General features: G+C 44.7%; 14 protein-coding genes and 1 pseudogene. 8 read left to right on the top strand and 7 right to left on the bottom strand.

The features are described from left to right. Both LPKJCM_RS13685 and LPKJCM_RS12740 read left to right on the top strand, forming a co-directional pair. Positions 1 to 126 (top strand): annotated as a pseudogene (locus tag LPKJCM_RS13685) (IS30 family transposase); the annotation flags it as partial. A 599-nt stretch (positions 127 to 725) separates the two neighbouring features. Then, positions 726 to 1,484 carry an exodeoxyribonuclease III gene (locus LPKJCM_RS12740; RefSeq protein ID WP_057961900.1) on the top strand — a complete coding sequence of 253 codons (759 nt, stop codon included), beginning with the start codon at positions 726 to 728 and terminating at the stop codon, positions 1,482 to 1,484. Positions 1,485 to 1,928: 444 nt separating this feature from the next. Here LPKJCM_RS12740 and LPKJCM_RS12735 read toward each other — a convergent pair whose 3' ends face one another. The 4 genes from LPKJCM_RS12735 to LPKJCM_RS12720 all read right to left on the bottom strand — a co-directional run bounded on the left by LPKJCM_RS12735 (position 1,929) and on the right by LPKJCM_RS12720 (position 5,747). Next, the gene (locus tag LPKJCM_RS12735; RefSeq protein WP_057961899.1) at positions 1,929 to 2,144 is read right to left on the bottom strand and encodes a hypothetical protein; all 216 of its coding nucleotides are present in this window, start codon (positions 2,142 to 2,144) and stop codon (positions 1,929 to 1,931) included. A 96-nt stretch (positions 2,145 to 2,240) separates the two neighbouring features. Further along, positions 2,241 to 3,059 (bottom strand): hypothetical protein, encoded by an 819-nt coding sequence (locus LPKJCM_RS12730; RefSeq protein ID WP_057961898.1) that lies wholly within the window; start codon positions 3,057 to 3,059, stop codon positions 2,241 to 2,243. Positions 3,060 to 3,075: 16 nt separating this feature from the next. Continuing rightward, the gene (locus LPKJCM_RS12725) at positions 3,076 to 3,885 is read right to left on the bottom strand and encodes a hypothetical protein (protein ID WP_057961897.1); all 810 of its coding nucleotides are present in this window, start codon (positions 3,883 to 3,885) and stop codon (positions 3,076 to 3,078) included. A 116-nt stretch (positions 3,886 to 4,001) separates the two neighbouring features. Next, positions 4,002 to 5,747, bottom strand: coding sequence for a phospho-sugar mutase (locus LPKJCM_RS12720; RefSeq protein ID WP_057961896.1), 1,746 nt, complete (start codon positions 5,745 to 5,747; stop codon positions 4,002 to 4,004). Positions 5,748 to 5,946: 199 nt separating this feature from the next. Between LPKJCM_RS12720 and LPKJCM_RS12715 the strand changes: the two genes are divergently transcribed. Then, a complete protein-coding gene (locus LPKJCM_RS12715) occupies positions 5,947 to 6,972 on the top strand; it encodes a LacI family DNA-binding transcriptional regulator (RefSeq protein WP_057961895.1) in 1,026 nt (341 codons plus the stop codon). An 82-nt stretch (positions 6,973 to 7,054) separates the two neighbouring features. Here the strand turns inward: LPKJCM_RS12715 and LPKJCM_RS12710 are convergent, their stop codons facing one another. After that, positions 7,055 to 7,894, bottom strand: coding sequence for a DegV family protein (locus LPKJCM_RS12710; RefSeq protein ID WP_057961894.1), 840 nt, complete (start codon positions 7,892 to 7,894; stop codon positions 7,055 to 7,057). Between the two features lie 136 nt (positions 7,895 to 8,030). Between LPKJCM_RS12710 and LPKJCM_RS12705 the strand changes: the two genes are divergently transcribed. The 4 genes from LPKJCM_RS12705 (at position 8,031) to LPKJCM_RS12690 (ending at position 9,943) form a co-directional block, all read left to right on the top strand. Further along, positions 8,031 to 8,345: a DUF7671 family protein gene (locus tag LPKJCM_RS12705; RefSeq protein WP_057961893.1), complete on the top strand. Its 315-nt coding sequence runs from the start codon at positions 8,031 to 8,033 to the stop codon at positions 8,343 to 8,345. 29 nt (positions 8,346 to 8,374) lie between these two features. Continuing rightward, positions 8,375 to 8,710, top strand: coding sequence for a hypothetical protein (locus tag LPKJCM_RS12700; protein WP_057961892.1), 336 nt, complete (start codon positions 8,375 to 8,377; stop codon positions 8,708 to 8,710). Positions 8,711 to 8,725: 15 nt separating this feature from the next. Beyond that, a complete protein-coding gene (locus LPKJCM_RS12695) occupies positions 8,726 to 9,028 on the top strand; it encodes a hypothetical protein (protein WP_057961891.1) in 303 nt (100 codons plus the stop codon). Between the two features lie 141 nt (positions 9,029 to 9,169). Next, positions 9,170 to 9,943 (top strand): SDR family NAD(P)-dependent oxidoreductase, encoded by a 774-nt coding sequence (locus LPKJCM_RS12690; RefSeq protein ID WP_057961890.1) that lies wholly within the window; start codon positions 9,170 to 9,172, stop codon positions 9,941 to 9,943. Positions 9,944 to 10,133: 190 nt separating this feature from the next. On the opposite strand, the gene LPKJCM_RS12685 is transcribed toward LPKJCM_RS12690, so the two are convergent. Beyond that, positions 10,134 to 10,355 carry a P8 family protein gene (locus tag LPKJCM_RS12685; protein WP_057961889.1) on the bottom strand — a complete coding sequence of 74 codons (222 nt, stop codon included), beginning with the start codon at positions 10,353 to 10,355 and terminating at the stop codon, positions 10,134 to 10,136. Positions 10,356 to 10,442: 87 nt separating this feature from the next. Then, complete coding sequence (locus LPKJCM_RS12680; protein WP_057961888.1) at positions 10,443 to 10,820, bottom strand: glycine cleavage system H family protein; 378 nt, start codon at positions 10,818 to 10,820, stop codon at positions 10,443 to 10,445. An 84-nt stretch (positions 10,821 to 10,904) separates the two neighbouring features. Here LPKJCM_RS12680 and lplA point away from each other — a divergent pair, with 84 nt between their 5' ends. Beyond that, complete coding sequence (gene lplA, locus LPKJCM_RS12675) at positions 10,905 to 11,927, top strand: lipoate--protein ligase (protein ID WP_057961887.1); 1,023 nt, start codon at positions 10,905 to 10,907, stop codon at positions 11,925 to 11,927. Positions 11,928 to 12,009 lie beyond the last annotated feature (82 nt).

Here is a 12,009-nt window from a genome sequence, read left to right as displayed (position 1 = left end):
CTTGATTCAATTACTGACCGCCGGATACAAGCATATGCAGAACAAATGAATAATCGTCCCCGTAAATGTCTCGGATGGAAAACGCCTTATGAAATATTCTTTAATGTAGTGTTGCACTTAATTTGACAATTCAAGGTATTTAAAATTACGGCTTTGTTTGTAGACTCATGTGTAATTGTTGCGATTGTTTCTGTCTTCTGATTTGCCTGGTTGACACCAGTGAACGAAAGAGTCGGCTTTAACTGTGTGTCAGCATTAACATTATGAAGATTTCCATAAAGGATGCCAATTAGTAAAACAGTTGTAATGAGAAGGATTGTACGGAAAATATGGTTCAAAACATATTTCTGCTTTTGTATCATGAAAAAATGCCCCCAAATATAAAATTAATTTGCTATAAAAGTACTCAACTCCAATACATAATAATTATAGCATTAAGTTGCTACATAATTTTAACAATCGGTAAATGTTATTAAATTATAATCAGCATCTTGAATCCAATCTTACTGACAATAATCTAAGAATGTTAGAGATTAGTAGAGGCATAGATGTGTAATAAACAAGGGTACTTCTTAAGGGCTGTTCCTCATAAATCATATAGGTTAGGAGGTTATTCTGATCACACACTTCTTTATATGCAGTTGAACAGTATCTCGTACTTAACAGATATAATGTCAATGTTTACGTTATAATTAACCCATCAAACCAAAAAAGGACATGATCAAATGAAATTCATCTCATGGAACGTCAACGGACTGCGAGCGGCGGTAAAATACGACTTTGCCGACACTTTTAATCAATTAGATGCCGACTTCTTCTGCATTCAAGAAACCAAGATGCAGGAAGGGCAGCTGGAGCTTGACTTGCCTGGCTACCAGCAATATTTTAATTATGCTGAACGCAAGGGCTATTCCGGAACGGCCATCTTCACTAAACATGAACCGGTAAATGTCACCTATGGCATCAACAGCGACGAGTTCGATCACGAGGGGCGGGCGATCACCCTTGAGTATCCTAACTTTTACTTGGTCACGAGCTATGTTCCAAACTCTGGCGCTGGGCTGAAGCGGCTTGACTTTCGGATGGGCTGGAACAAGGCTTTCTACCAATATTTAAATCAGTTGGATAAGCAAAAACCCGTCATCCTGTGTGGCGATCTGAATGTGGCTCACAATGAGATTGATTTGAAGAATCCAACGTCTAACCATCACAATGCCGGGTTCACTGACGAGGAACGTCAAGATTTCACCAAGTTGCTAAATGCCGGCTTTATGGATACTTTCAGACATTTTTATCCTGACCAAACAGATATCTATTCCTGGTGGAGCTACCGATTCCATTCCCGCGACCGGAATGCCGGCTGGCGGATTGATTATTTTGTGGCGAGTGATCGGTTGTCAGATGATATTCAGGATTCAAAGATTTTGACTGATGTGTTTGGGTCGGATCACTGTCCGGTGGAATTAGACACTAATGAACTTTAGGTCGACCAAAAAAGTGTAATTATGAATTACTTTCAAATACAAAATTACCACGACTCATGGTACAATTGAGTCGTGGTAAAGTTGTAGAGCGATAGCTCAGTAGTTACGGAGAACCGCTAAACTGCCTAAAGTTTATGAGCGGTTCTTTTTGATTGCCTTGATAAGATCCGCGATCGCGAAGATTATAAAGGCAACTGCTTTGAGGCACGCAGCGATACCAAACAGTATTGCCGCCCACAGCATTAAGACTTAGAGCAACCCTTTCTTGGATGAATTTTTGTTGCATTGGCAACACCTCAATTCCAAAAATGACTGCTACCGCTTTAACAACCCTACAAGTGAAAATTATACCGTAAATTACACCAGGAATCATTAATGAATCATGAGAGAATTGTGCAATTAAAAAAACTCACAGCCGTCAGTTTGACAGTTGTGAGTTTTTAATTATCGTCGATTATTTCCGACCAACGGAGGATGACCGGAACTTAGAATTCCCAGTTGCCCCAAGGTATAGCCAAGAATGGTGAAGAAGCCCCAATCTTGAAAGCTAACCAGTGCATCAAGAAACAGTCCACCGCCAGCACCAATCAGAATCCCTAGATTACGTTCGTGGTTAGAGTTGAGGATCTTGGCCGCAGATAACTTTGACTTAGCTTGCAATGCGATCGCCTCGCAATCAGTGACTGAGAAACATTGAATTGACATTATCATAGCCTAATTTTGTTAAATTGCAACAAAAATTTCAGTCAAATCTGATCATGGCTCAATCACCTGGCTATTAACGTAAAACTTCTTCCCGCCAACGTAATAACGGATCGAAATTGTGACACTTTCGTCATACTTTTTGTCTTGGGCGGGATTAACGGTTGCCATGTGCTGGTCGGTTTTAGTGATCTTCAACCGGTAACGGTGCTGGCCTTTCTTGGCGACCTGTTTCATATTCAAGCCGCTGACCTTTGATGCGGTATAGAGATAGTCAGCCTTGCCCTTCTTCACGAACTTTTCAACTTTGGCAGCCGAGTGTGGCGCCGGCATCTTATTGACCCAATAGTCGTAACCGGTAAAATATTCCAGGTAGCCGTCATCGGTGACCCTCAGGCAGTTTTCGATCTTATACTGCTGGCGCAAGGGGAAAGCTTTAGTAACCTCCCAGATGAGTCCGCCAATGGTGCCGGTATAGGGCTGTTTAAAATAAGTTTGGTAAGCCGGGGCGTGGACCTTTTTAAAGGTGCTGGTCTTTGCCCAGATCCCGCTGGTGGACGTCACGTTGTGTGATGACTGGATGATGGCTTTTCGCAGCGACCAGTGCAGCCGGTTTAAGTTAATGGTTAAGTAGGGATGTTTGGTCTTACTGCTCTTGGTCAAGCGGCTCGATTTGAGCACAGTGCCCTTTGGAATTGTGATTTTGATATTTTTATAGTGGCTGTTTGTGGTGTGAATCGTCTTCTTGGTCATCAGGTATTGATCCTTGGAAAAATGGGACAGATAAGTAGTGGCATTTGCCGGTACCGCGACGCTGACCGCCAGAAGAATCCCCAACGCAAACAACCAGAATTGGAATTTGAGTTTTACCATGGTGTGGTCCCCCCCCTTATTTAAACGTGGTGACGCTGTTATTTTCATACCAGGACTGCTTACCAACCTTAAAAATCCAGTTGGTTAAGATCTTTTGAACCTTGGAAGTATTAGGAACCACGGTGATCGTGCCGGCTTCTGCATTCGTGATGGTCAATTGGTAATGGCCCTTCGACTTCTTGGTAAAGGGGAGTTGCTTGAGTCGCGACTTGAAAGTCAGGATTGTCTTGCCGCTCGCCATGGGCTGGCTGGCTTTTGCCACTTTCAAGCTGGTGGTTGGTTTTGGCGAAATTTTGAAGACAAAGGGCGAACTGGCGTCGTATTCCAGGTAGCCGTTGGTGGTGACCCGCAGTCGTGCGGCCACCGAAGTCGCGTAATCAACAGGCAAACGGGTGCCCTTCCAAAGGTTGCCGGTTTCCGTTCTGATCTTACCGTGAGATTGCTTACCATCGGATTGGGCGGCATAGTAGCTCAGGTAGCTTGGTTTGTGGATCTGCTTAAAGTTGTCACCTTTCGCCCGAATCCAGTGGCTGTAAATAGTTGGCTTTTTCACTGAGAGCAGTGGCTTTCTGATGTTATAACTTAACCGGTCGACATAAACGTCGACGTATTTATTGCCATGAAGATGTTTGGTGCCGGCAACTTGAACCACCGTCCCTTTGGGCAAAGTGAGCTTGGCGTGCTTATTGATATTGTATGTACGAATGGTGCGTTGGGTTTTCAAAAAGCTGTTCTTGACCACAGTGGCGTGGGCCGGTTGAGCCTGCATCAATGCGGCCCCAAACATCAGCAGTGCCCCCGTGATGAGTTGAGTTGTGCGTTTCAATTGCGATTCCCCCTTGAATGGACCTTTTGATACGACCTATACCACTAATTGTAGCATTTTACATCGCAAAAAAGCTGCCCAATCCTTTCAGATCAGGCAGCTTTTTGATTAGAAATTTAGTTGTTAATTAATTGGTCAATCATCTTATCAACAGCATCAACGTAGCCGGCAAGTTTCTTGTCAGCGGCGTCTTGGCTCTTATCATCGACTTCCAAGTAGAACTTCACTTTGGGTTCAGTTCCCGATGGACGGACAGCCAGCCAAGTTTCATCATCCAGCCAGTATTTCAAGACGTTAGACTTTGGCAGGTCAATTGTGGTCTGTTTGCCAGCTTGATCAGTCAGTTCAGATGACTGATAGTCGGCGTGGCTCAAGACCTTGTGGCCGTTAAATTCGGTCAGCGGATTCTCACGGAGTTCTGCCATGATGTGTGCCATCTTGTCTTTACCGTCAAGGCCGTCAAATTCTTTGGCAATGGTCTTTTCAGCGTAGTAGCCATACTTCTGGAACATTTCTTGAACACCGTCGTACAAGGTCTTGCCCTGACTCTTGTAGTAGGCAGCCACTTCAGCGAGTAAGAGCACCGTTTGAATGGCGTCTTTATCACGAACGAACGGCTTGATCAGGTACCCGAAGCTTTCTTCAAAGCCAAACAGGAAGGTGTGATCGTGCTCAGTTTCGTAGTGGTGAATGGCCTCGGCAATGAATTTGAAGCCGGTCAACACGTTGTTGGTTGCGACGCCATATGAAGCCGCAATTTTAGGTGCCAAATCAGTTGAGACAATTGATTTGACGATGGTGCCGTCAGCCGGCAGGTCGTCGGCTTTCTTTTTAGCAGCCAAAATATAGTTCAAGAGGACACTGGCAATCTGGTTACCACTTAGCAGGGTGTAGTCGCCATCAGGCTGACGAACGGCACAGCCTAATCGGTCGGCGTCAGGATCAGAAGCAATCAAGACATCGGCTGAGACCTTCTTGCCAAGTTCCCGGGCCAAATCAAAGGCTTGTGGGAACTCAGGATTTGGGAAGGGTGTGGTTGGAAATTCGGGATCGGCGATGGTTTGTTCCGGCACGACGACGTAATTCTTGAAGCCAGCTGCTTCCAAGGCACGGCGAGCGATGACTTTACCGGTTCCGTGAAGTGGTGAGTAGACGAATTTCATGTTGGCACCGACGTTTTTGATTAAATCGTGGTCGATGTTGACAGTCTGAACCTTGGCAAGGTAAGCTTGGTCAACTGCTTCGCCGATCAGGTTCATGACTTTTGCTTCACGGAGTTCCTGTTCAGGGGTAACATTGATAGCGAACAGATCGCTGCTTTTGCGGATGTATGACGTAATCAGGTCAGATTCCTTTGGTGGCATTTGACCGCCGTCTTGGCCGTAAATTTTGAAGCCATTATATTGTTTTGGGTTGTGGGATGCGGTAATCATGATCCCGGCATAGGTGTTCAGGTGACGAACAGCGAAGGACAACTCCGGTGTGGGGCGAATGTCGTCGAAGACAAAGGTTGGGATATGGTGATACCCCAAAACTTTTGCCGATTCATGGGCAAACTCCTTTGAATGGTAACGGGAATCGAAGCTGATGGCAACGCCCCGCTTGCGGGTTGCTTCATCCAAAGTATCCATGAATGAGGCGAGTCCTTCTGCGGCCTGGCGAACGGTGTAGATGTTCATCCGGTTGGTTCCGGCACCAAGCACGCCACGCATTCCGGCAGTTCCAAACGAGAGAACAGTTCCAAAGGCATCCTTCTTTTGGTCTGAATCATTTTTCATTTTATTTAAATCAAGCACAAGATTTTCTGGTAAATGAGATTGATTGGTCCATTGTTGGTAAGCGTCTTCAATTTTGTCATCCACGACATGACCCTCCTTATATTTCAAATCACCCTAATTATAGAAATTTAGCAGGCACACGTCAACAAGTTTACTAGCCAAAAACGCCAATATAACGGAATATCCTTGACATATCAAGGTAAAGAACATATATTTATTTTAGTAAATTAACTAAAACGATTGGATACATAAAAGCTGAATGATTTGATGGAGGGGTGAGATCATGGCAACAATTAAGGACATTGCGCAGAAGGCTGGGGTTTCAATTACCACGGTTTCGCGAGTACTGAATTACGATAAATCATTATCTGTCAGTGACCTGACTCGTAAAAAGATTTTTGAAGCGGCTGAAGCCTTGGATTATACCAAGAAGAAACGTTCAAGCACGACTCGGGACACGGTTGCCATCGTTGAATGGTACACTGAGCAGCAGGAACTCGACGATTTGTATTATTTATCGATCCGCATGGGGGTTAAGAAGCAGGCAGAACGGGATCATTATAAGGTTAAACGGTACTTTGCCGGCGATCCACTGACTGCGATTGACGACGTATCCGGGATCGTTGCCATCGGTAAGTTCAGTGATGACCAGATCAAGATCATGCAGGAAGCCAGTGACAATTTGGTGTTCGTTGACTTTGATACGTTAGCCAAGGGACACGATTGTGTGGTGACTGACTTTGATAGTTCGACCAAATCAGTGTTGGCCTACTTCATAGAAAATGGCTTGAAGCGCATTGGCATGATTTCCGGAGTTGAATACAGCAGCGATCAGCAGTTAAAGATTACCGATCACCGCTTTGATGTCTTTAAAAACTATCTCGAAAAACAGTCCTTGTACGATCCGGCAAACGTGTTTGTTGGTGATTACACGATGCAGTCAAGTTACAACATCATCGATCAGGCACTCAAACGGTCCAAAGAATCGTTTCCAAATGCGCTGTTTGTGTCTAATGACGCCATGGCGGTCGGCGCTTTGAAGGCGCTCCATGACAATGGCGTTAAGGTTCCCGAGGATGTCAGCTTGGTCAGCTTCAACGATACCGCGGTTGCCAAGTACGTGATCCCTTCATTGACAGCGGTTAAGGTTAATACCAGCAAGATGGGGGCGGTTGCCGTTCGTCTGCTGGGACTGTTGGACAATAACCTGGATAATGATGGGCACACCCCGGAGAAAGTCGTTGTGGCAACACGATTGATTGAGCGGGAAAGTGTCCACACAGGGAAGCCGATTCGCGAAGCTGATTAATTTTAAAATACATGAAAAAGCGGCCACTAACACGAAATTTGCGTTAGCGGCCGTTATTAAGTTACGAAGATTTTGAAGACAATTATCCCAACAGATAGGTAACACCAGTCGATTCCCGGCCAATAAAGGTGGTCATCTCCGGGTTGGTCGGCACAATTGAAATTGGAACAAATGGGAACTCATCGTTAAGCATTTCCCGGAGGAACTGAGCACGGGCATTGGTGCCGGAGTGTAGAATTGTCAGCTTAACAATGCATTCGTCGTGCATCACCTGCATCTGGGTCCGCCAGAAGTCGTTAAGGGATTCATCTTTGGAGCCGTGGGCGACCAAGTCGAAATCATTATCGCCAAATTTAATCATGTAGGCGGTGTTGGCGTGTTTGCCCAAGAAACCGCGAAGCTTGCCGATGATCCGATTATTAACAATTTGTTGGTTGTTGCGGACTGAAAAGAAGATCCGGGTCCGGTTTCGAATCTTTGCCAACTGAGGCAAAATCTCTGGGATGGATTTGCCGGCCGCAATTAGCTTGGCAGCTTCCAGCACCTGATAGGATAGACCGGCCGCCGTGACTTGACTGTTGACGACGGTCACTTGACTGGTTGATTTGCTGGCAGCGGTTCTGGCATTTGCATAAGTGTTGGATAATTTATCGCTTAAATGTATGGAGAGAATCTGACTGCCATCTGCCCCCAGTTCGTTATACAGCCGGGTAATTTCACCGACCGAAATGTCGCCAATGACCGGTTTATTTGAACACTGGTCAAATAATTGCAAAAACTTCTCACTACTAATTTTATTGACGTAGCCGAACAGCTTGCCGTCCATGACGATTGGCGGGTTGAGCACGGAAATACCGTACGCCTGAAGATCTGCCTTTGACAGATGGGCCGCCGAGTCGGTTACCAATTTAATTTGATTCATTATTTCACCCCATTACTCGAAAAAATTATTATACTATTATTGTATAGTATAAATTAGTATAATTGTTGTGTTTTGAAAAAGATTAGATTTTAATTCTAACTTTAGTCACAATTTAGTCATGAAAGGGCGGAAATTCATGAAAGGCAAGTACGAAGTGAACCAATTCATCGGCGTTCCACTTGAGACCGATGACTCCGGACAATATCGCATTAAACGCGATGAATCCGGGGATTTTAAGCTACATAGCTGGCGGACCGGCAAACACACCAAGGGGAAGTTTAAGCAGGTCGGCCAAATTTTTATCACCGAAAATAATTTGATGGTCGGAATTGTCCAGGCAATTCCGGTGGCTTTCAAGGATCGCCACCAGTACACGCCGCTCCAGCGGTTTACGAGCGAGTATGTCTCAGATGCCGTTTTGGCGGCTGGCAAGGCGAAATTAGAAAAGTAGTCTATTCAGGAAAATTGGGGGATTTAAGGATGGGGAAAAAAGTTCGACACAGATCCAAGTTTAAAATTGTCACCTATTCAATTCTGGGACTAATCATGTTGCTGTTTTTAGCAGCAACGTTACCACCAAAGAATGCGGTGGGAACGACGATGATTATTAATGGTGCTTCACCAATGAGCGTGATCAGGTGTCATCCAAAGTATCACCCAAAGGAAAGTAAATTTTTCAAAATGCCGGTTTATTCGATCCCAATTAAATATGCCTACACGGATCAACAAGCTGGTGGACGGGTATCGGCGTTTGCTATCAGAAGTTTCATGGGGACTTTTCATGTTGCGACGCCACTAAATCAATTTTTGGGCTAACCAAGGGGGAAGACCATGCGTTATTTGAAGCGGATCCTTAAATATATTGGCATTTTAATCGTAAGCATTTTCTTATTCGTTGCCCTTATTTCATTGTCACCAAAGGGATCAGTGCGGGTGCGGATTGCCGTTGCCGGGCACCCGGCTTTGGCAGTTAAGTGTAACCCAAAGCTGGAAAGTGGCTATCGACACCCGCATTATTTCATTCCTTATAAGGAAGCCTACCTGTCTGGTGACGGTTCATACATGGTGAACGAATTTTCCGTGAAGAAGGCGCTAGTTTTTAATTATGCTAAGCAGGTGGTTCCGAGATTGTAATGGGCTTTCAATACTCATTTGGTGGGGATGCCGGGTTTAATTATGAAATTGCCCGTTCTACATGCCCTAACTGACCGGTAGTAAGATGATAGACAATGAAGGTCAACTCATCACTTGTTTAATTTAGAGGAGGATTTCCAAATGACAGCATTCGACAAAGATAGCTTTTCACTTACGAACAAAGTTGCATTGGTCACCGGTGGTGCATCCGGATTGGGCCTGAACTATTCAATTGCTCTGTCTATGTATGGGGCCGATGTGTTTATTGTGAGCCGATCACAAAAGGGCTGGGAGGAAGCTCAAAAAGCAGTTGAAGGAAATGGCCAACAAATCGGTTTTCTGCAGAAGGACATTACGGCAGATGGCGCAGCGGCTGAGGTCATTCAAGCTGTTTTGGATCAGTTTGGGCACTTGGATATTTTAGTGAATAATGCAGGGATGCAAATTCGCAATGATGTCCTTGATTTTTCAGATGAAGATTGGAAAAAGGTAATTGACCTAAACCTGAACGCCCTCTATTATTTATCACACGAGGCAGCCAAGGTGATGGTTAAACAAAAGAGCGGCAAGATTATTAACATTGGTTCGATGCAATCATATCGGGCTGGTAAGTTCATTTTCCCGTATACTGCAAGTAAGCACGCAGTTCTAGGGTTGACTAAAGCATACGCCGACGCACTGGCACCCTATAATATTCAGGTCAATGGTCTTGCGCCGGGCTATATTAAGACGGATATGACCAAGCCTCTGCAGGAGGACCCGATTCGTGGACCGGAAATCAAAGCCCATATTCCATCTGGGGAATGGGGTGTGCCCGAAGAGTTGATGGGGCCAGTTGTCTTTCTGGAGAGTCAGGCATCAGATTATGTCACAGGGGTGATGCTGCCGGTTGATGGGGGGTACTTGCTACGATAAAGTATTTTTGGAGGCGCAGGCAAAGTAGTGATTATCTTATCCTCGACTTTTTAAGTTTTGCTATTATATGGCAGGAAACTAACCGCTTTAAGTCCCACTCTGAAAAAATGACCCCCAAGCCATCACAGCCTGAAGATCATTTGAACGCCTAGCACGAAACTAGTGCGGGTATTTTATTAACCACCGAAAATTACTTCTTGAGTAATGCTTCAGCTTTGCTCTTGAGATCGTCAGTTGACATGTTCATGTAAGGTTCAACATCCTTTTCGGTCTTGAGAGTATCGTGGTCATTCTTTTCCATGTAGTAGTCCCAAATAGCATCACGGACTGGTAATTTTTGATCGCTCCAGTCGAATGCCTCAGACATCATTTGGTTCAATAATGGAGATTCTGCACCTGGTTCTTCAGCCATAAATAATTACCTCCTTCTATTTGATCTAACTTCATTATAGTTCTTTTTTCGAAAGTGGCTAAAGATTTGTTCGATTTATTTGAATAACTAGGCTGCCGGTTGAACTTTGGCAATCCAATTGACCTCTGGGTCGGGCTTGTTGAGGGTTTGGATATCTTTGCCGATTTCTTTATTCCGCGCCACAATGCGGCCGGAAATTGGTGATTTCAGAGTTTCCACCGATTTATCGCCCTCGATATCCAATAGATCGTCATCGACTTCAATCGTATCTAATTGGTTGGGAAAATCGGCGAAGGTAATCTTACCCATCAAATCATAGACCGATTTGTCGATGCCCAATAGGTAGTTACCGTCAGCTTCCTTTCGGTACCAAATCCCGTCTTTGACCTCAGCGGGAGCTTGCACCGATTGCTTTTTGCCAGTGAAGAAATTAATGATTTTTTGCCAAATGGAAATTTTTGCCATAACGACACCGCCTCGATATTATTTACCTCAATTATACCGTATAATTAGAGATGTACGAGAATTTGAACAAGGGGGGAATGTCAGATGTACCTCATTGATATTTCTAGAAATGGCAAACCCAGTTATGACGCGCGGGTCAACCAATCGTTGGACAACTATTTTGTGAACGATCTTAAACTTCCTGGACACGGATTTATGTTCTATATTAACAAGCCATCAGTGATTATCGGCCGTAATCAGAACGTTTGGGCCGAAGTCGACGTTGACTATCTGCACGAACACGACATTGAGTTGGTTCGGCGAACGTCGGGTGGCGGGGCCGTCTACCACGATCTGGGGAACTTTATCTTTGAAAACATTCTGACGGATAACGCTGATGATTTTGGCGATTATGGGCATTTTGCAGAACCAGTTTTGAAAGCGCTTCGCAAATTGAACATTGACGTTAAAATGAAGGAGAACTCCAGTGATCTGATTTTAGACGGTAAGAAATGGTCTGGCATGACCATGTTTAAGAGTGGGCAAGGCTTGGCTGCCGGCGGCACGATTATGTATGATCTGAATATTGAAAACGCCAGAAAGGTTCTCACTGAAGACCAGATGGAGATTCAAAAGGGGCTCGGAGTCCGCTCCAAGCGCAGTCCGATTATTAATTTGAAGGACTTTCTTCCTGATGGGATGACGATGGCCGATTTCCGGGAATATTTATTAAAAGAAATCTTCAACGTCAAGTCACTAGATGATATTGAGACTTATCACATGACGGACGAGGATTGGGATAATGCGGACAAACGGCTTGAGGAAACCTATGGTACCGATGCCTGGAACTTTGGTCACAATCCCGGCTACTATGATTACGCCGATACTGAATTTGACCAGGGTAAACTGGGGATCAATTGGACGATTGATGACGGCAAGCTTTCCCATCTGAAGTTCAACCCGTTCTTCAAGGTTGATGGTGATTTGAATACCGTTGAAGCTGCCTTGAGTGGGAAGAAACCCAGTCGGTGGAATGTTAAGCGCGCGGTTAAGAAGGCTGGGATTGAGACTGTTGATGAGGATCAGTTGACTAACTTTTTGATGAGTAGTTTTGAGAAGAGCGAATAGGCTTTGGAGAGCTGAACGGAAAGCATGTTGATTATAGTGCTTGATCAATAAATGTGAAAGTTAACGGGAAATTGAGTCCTCA

Source organism: Lentilactobacillus parakefiri (genome assembly GCF_002157585.1).
In the GTDB taxonomy this organism is placed as follows: Bacteria; Bacillota; Bacilli; order Lactobacillales; family Lactobacillaceae; genus Lentilactobacillus; species Lentilactobacillus parakefiri.
This window is presented reverse-complemented; position numbering and strand designations above follow the sequence as displayed.